Here is a 16,625-nt window from a genome sequence, read left to right as displayed (position 1 = left end):
CTCCTTCTATCAACGGTTAATTTTTAACTTGAGATTAACAAAAAGCGCTCCTAGAAATAGGGGCGCTTTTTGTTTGGAGAAAAATATTTTTTTATACTTTATTCACATATCTAGTTCGGTAAAATAAGCGTTCTAACTGGCATTTTGCACCATTGTTAATAAGCCTTTCACGGGCGGGTTCTCCTGCCCAACCCTACTCCCCACAAGAAAATCTACTCTTTGTGGAACAGGCCGGACAGCCTGTTAAGCGAGAAGGATGCAAGATGTGATTTATAACTTTTGTACTGAGGATTTCAGTGCGATCGAGTTTTATGAGGACTGAAGTCCTCACTATAAACCAATTTTATTCTGGTTGTTCGAGCGGACATAATATGATTAACGGTTAACGACTAATAACTAATAACTAATAACTAATGAGTGATGATTATCGAGTTTGATGATTCCGATGCAGCCGGAAACGAGATTAGCGGTAAGCATTCAATGCACAAATGGCTTTCGGTGGTGGGGATTGGCGAAGATGGACTTTCGGGGCTGGGCCCGATCGCCTCTACCCTCCTCTCTCAATCTCAAGTCGTTGTTGGTGGCGCCCGTCACCTAGCAATGCTACCAACCAACGACACCCGCGAAAAATTGGTTTGGGCATCGCCTTTGCAGACAACAGTTGACGACATCATCCGCCGCCGGGGACAGTCTGTGTGCGTGATCGCAAGCGGCGATCCCATGTGTCACGGCATCGGCGTCACGCTGTCGCGCCAGATTCCCATTTCGGAAATGACTGTGATTCCGGCGGTATCGGCTTTTAGTCTTGCTTGCGCCCGTTTGGGTTGGCCACTAGCCCAAGTTGAGACTTTCAGTTTGACAAATCGCCCGATCGCATCGATCGCCCTTGCTTTGTCACCGGGGGCGCGGTTGCTGGTGTTGAGCGCTGACAGACACACGCCGAGAAAGGTGGCACAATTGTTGATGCAGCAGGGGTTTGGCAGCAGTTTGATGACCGTGTTCGAGCGGATGGGAGCGGGATCGGAACGGCGGATCGAGGGGGTAGCAGCAGCCTGGAATGCAGCGGATTTGGCTGATTTGAACACGATCGCGATCGCAGTTGCAGCCGATCGCGAAACTGTGATTTTCCCTCGTACCTGCGGTTTGCCGGATGCTGCTTATCGCCACGACGGCCAACTTACCAAACGGGAGGTTCGAGCCGTTACTCTGTCAACGTTAGCACCGATTCCGGGTGAGTTGCTTTGGGATGTGGGGGCGGGCTGCGGCTCGATCGCGATCGAATGGATGCGGAGTCATCCTCGGTGCAGGGCGATCGCGATCGAACGCCATTCGACTCGACTGCAATACATCGCTGAAAATGCCTCGACTTTCGGCGTTCCCGAACTCGAAATCGTGGCGGGAGAAGCGCCGGAAGCCCTGACAAATTTGCCTCAACCGAATGCTATTTTCATCGGCGGCGGCGTCACCGCAGAAGCTTTGCTGGAAACTTGCTGGAATGCTTTAGGTGAAGGCGGCCGATTAGTTGTTAATGCCGTGACAGTTGAGAGCGAGTTTAAAGTTTTGCAATGGCACGATCGTTATGGTGGGGAACTCATTAGAATTGGGATTCAGCGAGTAGGGGCGATCGGTTCTTTTCAGGGTTGGAAACCGCTTGCGCCGGTGACTCAGTGGGCGGTAGTTAAGAGGTAAAATGCGATCGCTCTTTTTCCAATAAAGCTATAATCAATAATATCCTCTGGAATGAGAGTGATAATGCCAGACGAATCATCTGTAGATCCTTATTTAGATCGACTGTTTGAAGACTATTCCAACACTGAAGTTCTCGAACTACAGCAATATCTGTCTGAATGGGATAGAGGAACTTATCGAACTGTGGCCCAAAGTGTGTTAGACCATTCACAAAGAAAAGGATTCGATCCACTCAAATATCTGCGTAAAGCACACAACTTCAACACCAGAGGTGCTGTAAGAGTTCCTCGCACGGGATATCGGCAGGATGGAGCCGCTGTTTACCGAAAGGGCAATGAGTTTTTAATTGTGCGACCTGACCAGTATGGTGTTGAGAAAATGGTGACTTATGGCATTAATGAGGAATAGCGATATGGCACAAGTTCAAAACAAATTAGCGCTTGGGCAGGATATTATTGTGCAACTTTTGGCACAGTTGACAGTTGACTATCAAAACACTAAATCAGAGCGCAAAGAGATATCTCAGAGGTATCTTGGTTCTGAGGAAGATTTTTCGTTTCTGGAGGAGCTTGAGTTAGTAACAGTAAGTATTCGCGGTTATGCTAGTCAGATTGAGGAGCGCGCAGAGGTTGAGAATCGCGAGCAAGCGATCGCAGACTTACATCAGCTTAGGGTATTCGATCGTTCTGCGATCGCTCAGTTTTATGATGAGACGCGATCGGGCTATCTTCAAATGCGAGCCTATATCCGAATGCTGGACTATTTGCGGTTGGTGGTGTTGGAGTATTTGCAGATGGCATAGAGAAAGTAACAGAAACTTACACATCGCTCTAAAGTTCTGCCAGATGCCAGAAAGTCATCCCATTTTCAGTATGACTGAGCAAAATCCCCAAATCTTCGAGGCTTTCTAAACAGTCGAGAATGACTTTTTGTTTGCGGCTGGCTGCTTTGAAATGGGCGGTGACTTGGGCGGCTGTCCATTCGCCGCTTTGGGTGCGGAATAAGTCGCGGATGGCCCAAAGTTGCTCTTTGAGGGTTTTGGGGAAGGGTTGTTGTTCCGTGGGGGCGATGGGGGTTTCGGTTTCGGTGGTGATACCTGCAAGGGATGGTTGCACGTAGGTTTCGCCTGGGGCTTGGTAGTCGGGACGCAGCCAGCGAATGAGTCCGTTGCATTCTTCCTCGGCGCGTTGGGCATTGAGGCTGACGAGGTTTTCCAGGATTTGGTCGTCGGTGAGGGTGGGTTCCCAACCATAGGCCGCAAAGACGGCGGCATCGAGTTCGTCGTGGATTTGTTTGAGGGTGGAGACTAGGGCCTTTTGGTTGAAGGCTTTGTCTTTGTCGTCGAGGGGTTCGCCTTGGCGGAGTTTTTCGAGGAGGTTGTACATCCCCGTGATGGTGACTTCGGGGTGAGTGGCTTGGACTCGTTTGCGGTGGCTGTCGAGGCGTTCTCCGAGTTCTCGGATGGTTTGTTTTTGAGTTTCCGTGGCGTCGGGGAAGGGGAAGGGATCGAAGCATCGAGTTTTGTTGTAACGAGGTCTATCTTCTAATGTTCCGCCTGCTGCCAGCGACCAAGTAACATGAACTCGACTAGACAGAACTCCTAAGAAATAAGCATCATCAAGGGCGATCGCAATCAACATATTATCAGGTATTACTTCACGGGGAAGAAAGACAAATACTCTATGCTTCGCAGTCTCTACTGTAGCAATATAACGCTGTAGTCCCTTTAGTGCTGGTCGAAGTTCAGTTCTGGGACGACCAAATATCCACCAGTTTTCTCGGAGGCTCTTATCACGGTTAGTATCTCGTTCAGGTTTAACTTTATCCAATACCCATTGGAATGCTTTTGGATATAGTTCTTGAGCTTTATCAGCTTTTAAGCCAAATAAATCAATGACGCGCACATTGCGAGAACGTTGCATAAAGTCTCGTCCATTGATGTATGGGAAAAGAACCTTAGACTCAATCTCTCCAAAGTCAGATTGCTCGACAATAAACCCGGAACTAAATAGCATAACACCGCGACTGGATATCCTATTATTAGCCAGGAGTTGTTGAGATTGAGTTAAATCAAAACCAGCTTGAAGGTTACTAAAAATTAGCCCTACATTCTGCAACTGCACTTGAACTTGCTCTGCCGAGTCTTCCGGTGTCTCTCCCTCACACTCAGCAACTACTGTACCAAATTCGGCAATCCTTACAGGCTTTTTGAGGTCATATAATTCACCTGCTGTAATTGCAATTCTGACTGCTGCCCCTTCATCAATCCAAGGGTGATCGGGAATAGCAAAAATTAATCGGGTGGGAATCTTTTGCGTAAAATGAAACTCCAGAACTTTCCGCTGCCGAACTTGGCGAATACTGTTTGTGGTAATAAACCCAAAGCGTTGAATTTTGCTTGCTCTAGTTAGTTCCGCTGCCTTGTGCCACCAGTACATTACGAAATCAACAGTATCCGGCACATCTTTATAGACTTTTCGCAACGTTTCTGTATACCCATCTCCCAAGATTTCCCGCATTCTCGCATTCCCAATAAACGGCGGGTTGGACACAATATAATCCGCCTCCTGCCACTCGGCTGCCCTCGGATTTAAATACCGATAAATTGTTATTTGGTCTGTCGGATCGGGAATATCCTCCCCCGTCACCGGACTCTTCATCATCCGTCCGCCCCAGCGAGTCCTCACCTTCCCCGTCGCATCCACATCCGGTTCCCTCCCGTCATAGGCCAACACTGCATCCCCCCATTCAATATTTTTGTACTCGCGCAACACAGGTTCGATCGGCGGAATATCGCCAAACCGCCGAAAATGCCACTGCAAATACCCAATCCAAATCACCAAATCCGCGATCGCCGCCGCCCTAGGATTGATCTCAATTCCCAAAAACTGACTCGGATTAACTTGTGCAATATCTAACCGCAACTGGGCCGCCCCGGTGACATCCTCCAAGCGCCGCAACACCTCCGACTCCAACCCCTTCAACAAATCCAACGTCACATAAAGGAAATTACCCGATCCGCAGGCCGGATCGAGAATCTTCACCTGTTGTAACTCCGTCAGAAATGCCTCTAAAACTGTGATCGCCTTTTTCCTTTGATTTGCAGTCGGTTCCGATTCCCCCGCGTTGAGCAACTGTTTAACCTCCGCTTGTACCGCAATCCAGCGATCGCCCAAAGGTTCCATCACCACAGGCTTTACCAACCTTTCCACATACGATCGCGGCGTATAATGAGCCCCCAACTTACTCCGTTCCCTCGAATCCAGCGCCCTTTCCAACAACGTCCCAAAAATCGCCGGTTCCACATTGCACCAATCCCGCTTCGCCGCCTGCAACAAGACTTCCAACTGCGCCTTTGTCAAAGCAAACGCCTGCGACTCCGCAAACAATCCGCCATTAAACCGCAACAGTTTGCCATGAAAGCCAAAACTCGTCCCCTCATTCATCGCCTCCCACAGCGCCTCTACCTCCGGCTTAAAAGTCTTCGGGTTGTGAATCCATCGCGTTTCCAGCGCCTGCGTAAACAAATGTTCCTTCAACAACCCCACATCCTCAGCAAACATGGTGAAAATACAGCGCATCAAAAACTGGGCGACTTGCTGCGGATCGACATTCGCCTCCATCCGCTTCGCCAACTCTGCCAAATCCGCCGCCACTTCCCGCGTCACCCGCGCCGCAATTTTCTCTGGATTGCGCTGCTGCGGATTGCTAAAAATATCGACAAACAAATCGAAAACATCGGCTTTCCGCAACTCGATTAGCCCGATTTCTCGTCGCGCCCCATAGCCGCCATAATCGCCGCTAAAACCCATCCATAATTCAAAATGATCGCCAATATCGCAAGTTAACAAAAAGGGCGGTTTGCTGCTGAGACTGCGGGTATAGGCGATCGCCTGCACAAACGCTTTTTCCATCTCTCGCAAATAGGTATTTGTCCCCCGCTTTGCCGTTCCCTTTTTGCTAGTTGTTCCGCCCTGTTTTGCCTCGATTAAAAAATGCTCGGCTTTGTAAAAGTCAATAAACCCCGGAGTTACTTTGCCGCTGGGGTGAAAAATTTTGACATCTTTATCAAAGCAGTAGGGCTCGTTGGGAATTCTGCCTTTATCAAAAGGGCGATCGACTCCCAGCGCATCGCACATTTCGGCAAAAAACAACTGGTAGTTTGCCCGTTCGTTACCGCTAGAACCTGCCCAGCGCGTGATGAATGTTTCGACTCGCGTGCGATCAGCCTCATTCATGCTTCAATCCCTGTTGCTTGCTGTTTCCTGATTCTATACTTCTCTGTTAGCATGGAAATTATTCATGGATCTATGCTATTCATCTGCGTGAATCAGCGTCAATCCCTTGTCATCTGCGGTGAAGAAATTCTCTTTTTTTTACCGCAGATGAGGGCAGATAGACACAGATTAACGCAGATGAATAATATCGAATCCGGTTGCACCATCTGTGGTTGACTGTTGACTGGATTTTATGCCCGACGATGCTACCGGATTTAATATAAGTCGATCGCTCTCTCTACCCTTTGTTCAATGCAATACAAAAAAAATCTTCAAAAATAGTATTAATTTTAAAACAAATAGGTTGGGTTTAACACAAGTAACCCAACCTATTAATTAAATGAGACTTAAGAGTTTAGCCTTGATTCACCACAGTCGGTTTTAAACTTTCCTGTGACTTCGATCGATCTAAACCGTTTTGAACTTCCACAGATTCCTTAATCGGTTTCCGGGCTTCAATTAAACTCAAAGCTTTGTTGACACTTTCAGGTAAAATCACTACCAAACTGCCGGCCGGCGCCTCATCTAAAGCTTTGTTAACGGCTGTTGTTTCGTCGAGAATCAACTCGTATTCAACTTGAGATTTGTTTGCGGTTCCTGCAGAAATCGCCTCTGCAATTCCCTGGCAAATTAACTTTGCCACAACACCGGGTTCTCGGCCGCGCCTGTCAATATCTTCCTTGACAATTATACGATCGAACATCTCGGCCGAAAGTTTGCCCAGCGTGACAAAATCTTCATCTCGTCGGTCTCCGGGGGCGCCGACTACCCCGATCCGCTGTCCCTGCCAATTCAGCACGAAACTGCCCAAAGCTTTGTAACTGTGGGGGTTGTGGGCGTAGTCGAGCAAAGCGTGATAGTTGCCCAATTTAAACAAATTCATCCGTCCGGGAGTTTGACCGACCGATGCTTGGAAGCTTGACAAAGCCGATCGAATATCTTCTATTTTCAATCCTTGGGCAAAAGCCGCCAAACAAGCTGCTAAAGCATTGGCAATCATAAACGGCGCGCGCCCGCCCATCGTCAGCGGCACGTTCACAGCCTGCTCAATTCTCAGCGTCCAATCGCCTTTTAAGATCGACAAGTAGCCATTTTCGTAAATCGCTGCCAGCCCGCCCGCAGCGGTATGTTTGGCAACCAGTTCGTTATCCGGGTTCATGGAAAAATAGGCAATTTGAGCCTTGACACGCTGCGCCATTTGTGATACTAGCGGGTCGTCTGCATTCAAAACTGCATAGCCTTTGGGCATTACCGACTCGACGAGGACGCTCTTGAGTTTGGCCAGTTGTTCTACGGTGTCGATGTCGCCAATTCCCAAGTGATCGGCCGCGACGTTCAAGACGACGCCGACATCGCACTGATCGAAGCCGAGGCCCGATCGCAAAATTCCGCCTCTAGCCGTTTCCAACACGGCAACTTCTACCGTTGGGTCAGACAAAATCAATTGAGCGCTCTGTGGCCCAGTATTGTCTCCGCTTTCTACCAAATAATCGCCGATGTAAGTGCCGTCGGTAGTTGTGTAGCCGGTAATCTGACCGGTCTGCTTGACAATGTGGGCAAGCAGGCGAGTGGTTGTAGTTTTGCCGTTGGTTCCCGTTACCGCTAAAATCGGCACCCGGCTGGGTTGAGGTGAGGGGAAAAGCATATCGAAGACGGCGCCGGCGACGTTGCGGGGTAAACCTTGACTCGGGGCGACGTGCATTCTGAAACCCGGTGCTGCGTTGACTTCGACGATGACGCCGTTGACATCGCGCAGGGGTTGGGAGATGTCGGGAGTTACTACGTCTATGCCGGCGATGTCCAAACCGATAATTTTGGCGACTCTGGAAAACAGCCAGACGTTTTCTGGGTGGATTTCGTCGGTGCGATCGACTGCAATGCCACCGGTACTCAAGTTGGCTGTCGCCCGCAAAAATACTCTTTCGCCGGCCGGCACTACGGAGTCCATCGCGTATCCTTGTTTTTGCAGCAAATCCAGGGACAATTTGTCGATCGTGATCCGGGTGAGTACGTTGTCGTGTCCATCTCCTCGCTGCGGGTCGCGGTTTACTTCTTCAATAAGCTGTTCTACTGTATACCTGCCGTTGCCCACGACGTTAGCGGGTACTCGTTCTGCGACTGCTATGACTTGCCCGTTGACTACCAATACTCTGTGGTCACGGCCGACGTAATAGCGCTCTACTATCACGCTTTTTGTTTTTGATGCCGCGCTGGCTAAGTCGTAGGCTTCTTCTGCTGCTTCCCAGGAATTGATGTCGATCGTAATGCCGCGGCCGTGGTTGCCGTCTAGGGGTTTGAGGACGATCGGATAACCGCCGACATCTTCGATCGCCCCGCGCAGTTCATCCAAATAATTAATCACCGTTCCTCTGGGAACCGGCACACCAGCGCTGGCGAGGATATTTTTGGTACCTTCCTTGTCGCAGGCAAGTTCTACCCCCAAAACTCCTGTGCGGTTGCTCAGAGTTGCCTGAATCCGCTTTTGGTGAACCCCGTAGCCGAGTTGAATCATAAACCTGGCGCTCAAAGGTATCCAAGGAATGCCGCGCGCTTCTGCTTCCTTAATCAGTGTTTCCGTGCTCGGCCCCAAGGCCGCCGAAGCAGCAAACTCTCTGAGATCTCTCAAATCTTGGATTAATTCTGCTGCTGGATAAGTGCCTGTCTCGGCAATGCTTTGGCACAGTCGCACGCCCGCCCGCGCTGCATAGCGACCTGCTTGTTCGTTTTGATACTCAATTACTACTTGGTAAATACCTGGGGTCGCAGTCTCGCGGGTACGGCCGAACCCGACCGGCATTCCTGCCATTTCCTGAAGTTCTAGGGCGACGTGTTCGATTACGTGTCCCATCATTGTGCCTTCTCTGACCCGTTGCAGGAATCCTCCCTGATGGCCTGGGGAACAGTGATGGTCGTTCAAACTCGGAAGTGCGGCGATCAACCCTTCATAGAAGCCAGGAATTTCCGCTGTGGTTTTATCTGCCCACTCCTCTAAATCCAGACGCATCAGGACGAGTTTTTGGCGTCGGATGCTCCAGTAGTTGGGGCCGCGTAAGGTCTGGATTTTAAGTATTTTCATGGCAGTTAGAGGGGTATGGGGCGCGAAATCTTATAGATAATTGGAGCATTTATTCAATTTCGATCTAGATTGCTCGATCGACTGTTCGCTGCGAACAGTTTGGGAGTGAATTTCCAGTTATGGGCTACCCAATTGAAAATTCATGCCCCTGCGATCGGCTAAAAACAAGTACAGGTCAATGGCTAGCAAAAATTCAAAGCCCGAAGTTAGAATTTTCTGTGATTCTGCCTGCTGGGGTCAGCCCGTGGCTGCTTCGGAATCTATTCTTTGTTGTATCCATGATTCGGCCGGAATGCCGCCTAATTTCTGCCGAATCAATGACAAGAGATGTTCTACGTTAGTTGGCTGTGCGGCATTCGGGGGGCCAGCCAGACTCGGAACACGCTCCTGATGGCATTGGTTTGCCTTGGGGCATATTGTAGCAATCTCCGTGACACAGAACGTGCAACCGCATATTGAACAGACTTAAGGGTTCTGTCGCTCCTACCATAGACTCATTGGTATAAAAATTTTCCCTAGAATCAACAATAGTCACAGTGCCTTTACCGAGAATTTTCATAGTATCGTCTCCCTCAAACAAGGCGCAGGTATCTTCGTCAATACCAATAGCGAGGCGATCGGGATGGCAAGCCACAGCCGACAGCAAGCGAGCCATGCGGTTGCGGTTGTGAAAGTGCTGGTCTACGATGATCTCAGGAATAATGTTAAGTCCGTTTGCCATGTCTACTAAAGAGCGGTTCGGTGACGCACCACTCCCACCGCCTGCAATCATGTGATATCCCATCACCGCAGCACCTGCGCTGGTGCCAGCGAGGGTAATCTTGCCTTCGAGAGTTTCTTTGCGAATTTTCTCCATCAGCGGGGTGTCCGCCAGCAGCCCGCAGAGCCGCAGTTGGTCGCCGCCTGTGATGAATACGCCCGTACAATCTTCTAAGTAATCTTTCCAGACGGGGTTTTCGGCTTGTGCGCGTTCGCGGATGTCCACTACTTTGACGGCGCTAACGCCCATCTCGTCAAATATGGTGCGGTAGCGGTTGCTAATTCCTTCGGGATCTCGCGAAGCGCACGGGATGATGGCCAGCCGAGCGTTTGCACCCCCAGCACGGCAAAAAAAGGTATTCAGAATCTCTCGCCCGTGAACTTTGTCTTCGGCTCCCCCGATGACCATAATCGAGGTTTTTGTGCGCTGGGGAATATTGTGTTCAAGGGCTTGAGATGTCAACTGCTGCATGGTATGTCTTCCTCTGTTGGATGTGAAATTCAATTTTGCCGTTGCTGTGGGTAGAATAGGGCTTTTTAAGAATAAATATTTGTTTGCGAGCGAGGTGCGATCGCCGATCGCAGTATCCCGCAGTTGTTTGGGGGCGAGTTTACTTGCAGTCGCTGTCATGAAAAACCGATTATTTTTGTACAAAACCGACCCGCAGACACAGGAAGAGAATTTAACTTGCCAAAATTTTCAGAAATTATAAGAAATTATAAAGAATAAAGCAATTACTGAAAACTGAACTCCCTCTAAAGGTCAAACTAGAGGTGATGTATCAATGAAATTCCAATAATTGTGCGATTTGACGTTGTTACCCTATTTCCAGAATTTTTCCGGGCTCCCCTAGAGTCGGGACTGATGGGCAAAGCCTTAGCTAAAAAGATTGCTGAGGTGAATTTTGTCAATCCCCGCGATTTTACCACAGACAAACACCAGCGAGTCGATGATGAGCCTTACGGGGGCGGAGTGGGGATGCTGATGAAACCGGAACCGATTTTTGCTGCGGTGGAGTCGCTGCCGATTTTGCCGCGGCGGGAGGTGATTTTGCTGACTCCCCAGGGGGAACCGATGCAGCAGGCGATGTTTCGGGAGTTGGCAGCCGATCGCGATCAGTTGGTGTTGATTTGCGGTCATTATGAAGGTGTGGACGATCGAGTGCTGCATTTGGTAACTCGCGAGGTGTCTTTGGGGGATTTTGTGCTCACGGGGGGCGAAATTCCGGCTTTAGCTTTGATAAATGGAGTTTTGCGATTGCTGCGGGGAACTGTGGCGAAGGAAGATTCCCTAAAGTTTGAGAGTTTTGAAGACGGGCTTTTGGATTATCCGCAGTACACTCGACCGGCGGATTTTCGGGGATTGAAGGTGCCCGACGTGTTGCTGTCTGGTAATCACGCAGAAATTGCTCGCTGGCGCAAGCAACAGCAAATTGAAAGAACGCGCCAAAGGCGATCGGATTTGTACGATCGGTGGTTGCAGGAAAGGGGAGAATAAGGTTTGAGGATGTAGCCGTTATTAGTTGGATCTTCAGGGATGATTAGCACTTGAAAGCTAATAGAACTCCCCAGGCAGAACTAAGTTACAGTTTTGCTTATTGAAGCTGTCAATCCTTCAGCAGCTAAAAGATGTCTTAGTCGATCGGTCTCAGCTTTAGTTCCGACAAAAACAGAACCAGGCATCTTCTTTTTTAAGTTCATCGCTTCAGCTAATGACAATTCCATAGCCTGACGCAGGATTTTTGTTACAACTGTTGCACGTTGTTCTTTTTCCAATACAATCAAGTTCCAAGTTTCTTCTTTTGCTAAAATCTCTTTTCTCATTTCGTTAGGTATAGCATCACTATTATCTAACTCGCTTGCCTCCCCGCAATAATGACAGCTATAAGATAGATGCCAGACAACTTTTTTGTCGAAGACAGACTGACCAACCGACATCTGTATGTCTTTGCTACAATTACCGCAAAGTCCGTAAATCAAGACCATTATTTTTCAGCAATCTCTCCGGAAACATGAAATAATTGTCTTTTGCTATACTTCCCAAACATCTACTTTACATGAACATCCGCATCGGCAACGGCTACGACATTCACTGCTTAGTTCCAGAACGCCCCCTCATCCTCGGCGGCGTCCACATTCCCCACGAATTAGGCTTATTAGGACACAGCGACGCAGACGTACTTACCCACGCTATCATGGATGCCATGCTTGGAGCTCTGAGCTTAGGAGATATCGGGCTGTATTTCCCTCCAACTGACCCGAAATGGAAAGGTGCTGATAGTCTCGTCTTGCTGGCACAAGTCAATCAGTTAATATTAGATAAAGGCTGGGAAATCGGCAATATTGATTCGGTGGTGGTAGCGGAACGTCCAAAGCTGAAACCGCATATTGAGCAAATGCGCGATCGGCTTTCTGCTGTCCTACAATTAAAACCTGATCAAATCGGCATCAAAGCTACTACAAACGAAAAGTTAGGCCCTGTGGGGAGAGAAGAAGGAATTGCAGCCTATGCTGTAGTTTTGTTGGGCAAAAAATAGAACTCTAGAATCTCTAATTGACTGTAAAGTTAATCTCAAATCCAACATCGCTAGGAAGCCTGAAATCATGGACACTGACACTTGGGAGTTACAATTACCCGTAGACGCGGATGTGATCGCGTTGGATAAGGACGATAACATAGTCGTGCTAATCGAGGTTAAAATTATTCAAGCTCAAGAAACAGCCGCGAAACAGAAAATTATCGCTCGCGCGATCGATTGGCTGAAAGCTGTGTTAGCTAAGCTATCTGAAAACAACGCGATCGTTCCCTATGCTATGTTTGTTGACGCGGAACAAATTTTGATTTTCAAATGGGATGGTGTAAATTTATCGGAGCCTGTTTGCACTCTAAATACTGGTGAAATATGTCGCTATTATATGCCGACTTTTGGCAGTCGATGGCTCTCTGAACGTACCATTGGGGGGCTGATAGAATCGTGGCTGCATGACTTAGATTATAACTGGAAATCCGAAATTCCTCCAGCATCAGAACAGATATCAGCCATCGGTTTGCTGCCATTACTCGCAAGTGGAACAACAAAATCAGGAGTGGAATTAGGTGGCAATTATATATATCGAGACCAACTTTCTGATGAGTATTGCTACAGGGCGTGAGGCTGAAGCAATTATGTTGCTCAGAGATTTGTCCTCATCAGTTCAGTTAGTCATACCCAGCGTTTGTTATATGGAGGCTTGGTCAGCTTTCGAGGACGAGTTGAAGCGACAAAACTCTTTTAAGGAACAGCTAAGCCGTCAAATTAGCGAAACAAAGCGAGATGTGACCTCTGAAAAGGTCGCCTCTCTATCTTTCCACCTAGAAGAGTCATTAGTTTACTATCTTGAACGAATAGATGAAATTGAATTGCGGTTGCGTGAAGCAATTTCTATGATGTCATGTAATGCCGAAATGATTGCATTAAATTCCGAGATTATTCAAGCAAATTTAAACACACCTATCATCAAAAAAGACCCAACAGACAATTTGATTCTACACTGTATCCTCAGTCATGCCCGATCGCATTCTACAGAAACCAAAGTATTTCTCAGCGGTAACGTCAAAGAATTTGGTCTACCGGAAGTTCAAGATGTTTTGCGAGAAGCCGGGATTACAAAGTATTTCTCTGTAACTAAAAACTTTCTCGGTTGGTTACAATCTCAGTCATAGTTGCACGCAGATGGTAAACTAAAAAATTATGAAAATTTCTATGATGCTACATTCAAGACTGCGCTGGCTGGCGATTTTACTGGCGGCAATTGCCACCCTAACTCTGTCTGCGTGCACTCCAGCCCGATCGAACTTAGTAAACAGACTCATCGTTCCCACCCCCAGCGGCCCGGCCACCTTTAACTACCCCCTCAATCAATCTGCATACAGCGTCTTTGGTTATATGTACGAGGGATTAATCAACGAAAACGGCTTGACATCCGAGTTAGAACCCGGTTTAGCTGAATCATGGGAAGTTTCTAAAGATGGCAAAAAGATTGTCTTTACCCTGCGAGAGGGATTGAAATGGTCGGACGGGGAACCGATGACTACTGATGACATTATCTTCAGCTATGAAAAAATTTATTTCAATGACAAAATTCCTAGCGGTTTGAAAGATATTCTGAGGGTTGGCATCAGTGGCGAATTTCCAAAAGTTAAAAAAATTGACAGCCGCCGCGTTGAATTTTCCGTTGCCGAACCCTTTGCTCCATTTATTAGATATGCTGGCGGAATCCCGATTTTACCAGGTCATATTTTACAGGAAGCTGTAGAAAATACAGATGCAGACGGCAACCCTAAATACCTGGCTACTTGGGGCACTGATACTGACCCTAAAAAAATTGTCGGAAATGGTCAGTACCGAATGCTGAGTTATACTCCTAATCAGCGCGTTGTTTTGGAACGAAATCCGTATTTTTGGCGCAAAGATGCTGAGGGAAATCCTCAACCTTACATCCAGCAAATTGTTTGGCAAATTATCGAAAATACTGATAATCAACTGCTGAATTTTCGATCGGGTGATTTGGATACTCTGAACGTGGAACCGGAAGTGTTTCCGCTGCTGAAACGGGAGGAAAAACGCGGCAAATATACGGTATTCAACGGCGGCCCAGATACTGGCAGCGTGTTTATGTGTTTCAATCTGAATAAGGGGCGCAATGCTCAAAATCAGCCGTTTGTAGACCCGGTTAAGTCTCGCTGGTTCGCGAGTAAGGAATTCCGGCAGGCGATCGCCTACGGCATCAACCGATCCGCCATGACTAACAATATTTATCGCGGACTTGGCGCGCCCCTGCATTCCCCAATTCCGGCGCAAAGCCCGTTCTACCTGTCCCCAGAACAGGGATTGAAAACTTACAGTTACGATCCGCAAAAAGCCAAAGAGTTACTGTTAAGTGCTGGTTTCAAGTATAATAGTAACGGCGAATTGTTGGATGCTGATGGCAACAAGGTGCGATTTACTTTGTTGATGGCGGCGGGTAAAAAAGTTCGGGAACAAATGGCAACGCAAATTAAGCAAGACTTGGGCAAACTGGGGATGCAAATTGATACGCAGTTCCTGAGTTTTAACACTTATGTGGAAAAGCTGCGGTTGACGAGGAATTGGGATACTTACCTCGGCGGTTTTACGGGAGGTACTGAACCGCACAGCGGCTACAATATTTGGTCTGTTAACGGCACGCTGCACAGTTTCAACCAGGGCCCGCAAGCCGGAGAACCGCCGATTAAGGGTTGGAAAGTTGACGACTGGGAACAGAAAATAGATGACCTTTACGTGAAAGCTTCTCAGGAGCTCGATGAGGCGAAGCGCAAGGAACTTTATGCTGAAACGCAGCGGATTATAGCGGAACAAGTGCCGTTTATCTATATGGTGAATCCGCTGACTTTTGAGGCGGTGCGCGATCGCGTTTCGGGAATTCGTTACAGCGCCCTCGGCGGTGGTTTCTGGAATTTGTACGACCTGAAAATAACAGAATAGTCAGCAGTCAGCAGTCATTAGTCAGTCATTAATTAATGGAACCTAAAATTTTACAGAAGTTACTCGAATCTGTCGCGACCGGGGATATTAGCCCGATCGCAGCTTTGGATAAATTAAAGCATTTTGACTTTGAACAAGTCGGCGATTTTGCCAAAATTGACCACCACCGCACTTTAAGAACGGGTTTTCCTGAAGTAATTTGGGGCCCAGGGAAAACGCCAGACCAAATTGTTGAGATTATCGAGGCGATGCGCGGGCGAAATTCTGCCGTGATGGCGACACGAATCGAACCGGAAGTTTTCGAGCAACTGCAACAAAAAATACCCGATTTGTGCTACTACCAAAAGGCTCGAATTTGTGCAATTTCTCCCAATTCCCCAACTCCGCAGCATCCGGGTACTGTGACTATTATCAGTGCAGGAACGGCGGATTTGCCTGTAGCGGAAGAGGCGGCAATTACTGCGGAACTTTGCGGTTTTCAGGTGCGACGTTTGTGGGATGTCGGAGTTGCCGGCATTCACCGCTTGCTGAGCAACCGGCACGTGATTGCTGATGCTGATGTTTTGATTGCGGTTGCGGGTATGGAAGGTGCTTTGGCGAGTGTGGTTGCGGGTTTGGCAGATTGTCCGGTGATTGCTGTGCCGACAAGTGTAGGTTACGGCGCGAGTTTTGGCGGGATTGCTCCTCTTTTAACTATGCTCAATTCTTGTGCGGCTGGTGTGGGTGTGGTGAATATTGATAATGGGTTTGGGGCGGCAATTTTAGCTTGTCAAATTCTCAGAACTGCTGGCAGAGTGGGGAGAATCGGAGAGGGGGAGAATCGGAGAGAGGGAGAATAGTTACAAACCCCCTCTCTCAGATAAGACTAAGGCAAACTGCCACAGGACGATCGATTTTTAGGGTGCATCTTGCACCATTCTCGCTTAACAGGCTTTCCGGCCTGTTCCACAAAGAGTGAGTTTTCTTGTGGGGAGTAGGGGTTGGGCAGGAGAGCCCGCCCGTAAAAAACCTAATTGAAAATGGTGCAACATCTCAGGTGCGTCAGACTCCGTTATTGAAATATTATTGAAGATTTCGGGTAGTAGAGCACCTTATATCAAACCCGTTAGCATGGGAATAGTAAATTCGAGTTGACTGTTCACTGTCAACAGTCAACAGTCAACACTCAACAGTCAACATCATTCCGGTGGCACCGGAATGATATTACTATATATGTCAGTTGCGTCCAGGACTGCCAGACTCGGCGGTTGAAAGAGACTGTTGGCGAATTAAAAAAGGGTGAAACCAAACATCCCATAATCATGGAAAAAAAACTACAAT

The 16,625-nt window shown here is 48.1% G+C and carries 13 protein-coding genes; 9 read left to right on the top strand and 4 right to left on the bottom strand.

Annotation, left to right across the window (positions count from 1 at the left end; translation table 11 throughout):
• The first annotated feature begins 480 nt into the window (after positions 1–480).
• From cbiE to QUA36_RS29065, 3 genes are all read left to right on the top strand, one after another.
• Positions 481–1,689: a precorrin-6y C5,15-methyltransferase (decarboxylating) subunit CbiE gene (gene cbiE / locus QUA36_RS29075; RefSeq protein WP_333459912.1), complete on the top strand. Its 1,209-nt coding sequence runs from the start codon at positions 481–483 to the stop codon at positions 1,687–1,689.
• Between the two features lie 63 nt (positions 1,690–1,752).
• The gene (locus QUA36_RS29070) at positions 1,753–2,097 is read left to right on the top strand and encodes a hypothetical protein (protein ID WP_333459911.1); all 345 of its coding nucleotides are present in this window, start codon (positions 1,753–1,755) and stop codon (positions 2,095–2,097) included.
• 4 nt (positions 2,098–2,101) lie between these two features.
• Entirely contained in the window at positions 2,102–2,491 is a 390-nt protein-coding gene (locus QUA36_RS29065; protein WP_333459910.1) for a hypothetical protein, read from the top strand.
• Positions 2,492–2,519: 28 nt separating this feature from the next.
• Here QUA36_RS29065 and QUA36_RS29060 read toward each other — a convergent pair whose 3' ends face one another.
• The 3 genes from QUA36_RS29060 to QUA36_RS29050 form a co-directional block, all read right to left on the bottom strand.
• The gene (locus tag QUA36_RS29060) at positions 2,520–5,927 is read right to left on the bottom strand and encodes a DNA methyltransferase (protein WP_333459909.1); all 3,408 of its coding nucleotides are present in this window, start codon (positions 5,925–5,927) and stop codon (positions 2,520–2,522) included.
• 394 nt (positions 5,928–6,321) lie between these two features.
• Positions 6,322–9,042: a cyanophycin synthetase gene (gene cphA / locus QUA36_RS29055; RefSeq protein WP_333459908.1), complete on the bottom strand. Its 2,721-nt coding sequence runs from the start codon at positions 9,040–9,042 to the stop codon at positions 6,322–6,324.
• 337 nt (positions 9,043–9,379) lie between these two features.
• Positions 9,380–10,273, bottom strand: coding sequence for a cyanophycinase (locus QUA36_RS29050; protein WP_333164500.1), 894 nt, complete (start codon positions 10,271–10,273; stop codon positions 9,380–9,382).
• A gap of 330 nt (positions 10,274–10,603) precedes the next feature.
• Here QUA36_RS29050 and trmD point away from each other — a divergent pair, with 330 nt between their 5' ends.
• Positions 10,604–11,299, top strand: coding sequence for a tRNA (guanosine(37)-N1)-methyltransferase TrmD (trmD, locus tag QUA36_RS29045; RefSeq protein ID WP_333363103.1), 696 nt, complete (start codon positions 10,604–10,606; stop codon positions 11,297–11,299).
• 80 nt (positions 11,300–11,379) lie between these two features.
• On the opposite strand, the gene QUA36_RS29040 is transcribed toward trmD, so the two are convergent.
• Positions 11,380–11,787, bottom strand: a complete 408-nt coding sequence (locus QUA36_RS29040; RefSeq protein WP_333459907.1) for a hypothetical protein — start codon at positions 11,785–11,787, stop codon at positions 11,380–11,382.
• A 71-nt stretch (positions 11,788–11,858) separates the two neighbouring features.
• On the opposite strand from QUA36_RS29040, the gene ispF reads away from it, so the two are divergent.
• From ispF to larB, 5 genes are all read left to right on the top strand, one after another.
• Entirely contained in the window at positions 11,859–12,338 is a 480-nt protein-coding gene (gene ispF / locus QUA36_RS29035) for a 2-C-methyl-D-erythritol 2,4-cyclodiphosphate synthase (protein WP_333164498.1), read from the top strand.
• Positions 12,339–12,405: 67 nt separating this feature from the next.
• Positions 12,406–12,954 (top strand): hypothetical protein, encoded by a 549-nt coding sequence (locus tag QUA36_RS29030; protein ID WP_333454321.1) that lies wholly within the window; start codon positions 12,406–12,408, stop codon positions 12,952–12,954.
• The gene (locus QUA36_RS29025) at positions 12,932–13,504 is read left to right on the top strand and encodes a PIN domain-containing protein (protein ID WP_333164475.1); all 573 of its coding nucleotides are present in this window, start codon (positions 12,932–12,934) and stop codon (positions 13,502–13,504) included. The genes QUA36_RS29030 and QUA36_RS29025 overlap by 23 nt, the downstream gene beginning before the upstream one ends.
• A gap of 40 nt (positions 13,505–13,544) precedes the next feature.
• Positions 13,545–15,305 carry an ABC transporter substrate-binding protein gene (locus tag QUA36_RS29020; protein ID WP_333459906.1) on the top strand — a complete coding sequence of 587 codons (1,761 nt, stop codon included), beginning with the start codon at positions 13,545–13,547 and terminating at the stop codon, positions 15,303–15,305.
• A 35-nt stretch (positions 15,306–15,340) separates the two neighbouring features.
• Positions 15,341–16,144 carry a nickel pincer cofactor biosynthesis protein LarB gene (gene larB / locus QUA36_RS29015; protein WP_333459905.1) on the top strand — a complete coding sequence of 268 codons (804 nt, stop codon included), beginning with the start codon at positions 15,341–15,343 and terminating at the stop codon, positions 16,142–16,144.
• The last annotated feature ends 481 nt before the right edge of the window (positions 16,145–16,625 follow it).

This window comes from Microcoleus sp. Pol10D4 (genome assembly GCF_036701555.1).
Classification (GTDB): Bacteria; Cyanobacteriota; Cyanobacteriia; order Cyanobacteriales; family Microcoleaceae; genus Microcoleus.
This window is presented reverse-complemented; position numbering and strand designations above follow the sequence as displayed.

Coding starts and splice junctions, on each gene's coding strand:
- QUA36_RS29025 (WP_333164475.1), top strand. CDS start 12,932: ATGAGTATTGCTACAGGGCGTGAGGCTGAAGCAATTATGTTGCTCAGA.
- larB (WP_333459905.1), top strand. CDS start 15,341: ATGGAACCTAAAATTTTACAGAAGTTACTCGAATCTGTCGCGACCGGG.
- QUA36_RS29050 (WP_333164500.1), bottom strand. CDS start 10,273: ATGCAGCAGTTGACATCTCAAGCCCTTGAACACAATATTCCCCAGCGC.
- QUA36_RS29060 (WP_333459909.1), bottom strand. CDS start 5,927: ATGAATGAGGCTGATCGCACGCGAGTCGAAACATTCATCACGCGCTGG.
- QUA36_RS29070 (WP_333459911.1), top strand. CDS start 1,753: ATGCCAGACGAATCATCTGTAGATCCTTATTTAGATCGACTGTTTGAA.
- QUA36_RS29030 (WP_333454321.1), top strand. CDS start 12,406: ATGGACACTGACACTTGGGAGTTACAATTACCCGTAGACGCGGATGTG.
- ispF (WP_333164498.1), top strand. CDS start 11,859: ATGAACATCCGCATCGGCAACGGCTACGACATTCACTGCTTAGTTCCA.
- QUA36_RS29040 (WP_333459907.1), bottom strand. CDS start 11,787: ATGGTCTTGATTTACGGACTTTGCGGTAATTGTAGCAAAGACATACAG.
- QUA36_RS29065 (WP_333459910.1), top strand. CDS start 2,102: ATGGCACAAGTTCAAAACAAATTAGCGCTTGGGCAGGATATTATTGTG.
- cbiE (WP_333459912.1), top strand. CDS start 481: ATGCACAAATGGCTTTCGGTGGTGGGGATTGGCGAAGATGGACTTTCG.
- cphA (WP_333459908.1), bottom strand. CDS start 9,042: ATGAAAATACTTAAAATCCAGACCTTACGCGGCCCCAACTACTGGAGC.
- QUA36_RS29020 (WP_333459906.1), top strand. CDS start 13,545: ATGATGCTACATTCAAGACTGCGCTGGCTGGCGATTTTACTGGCGGCA.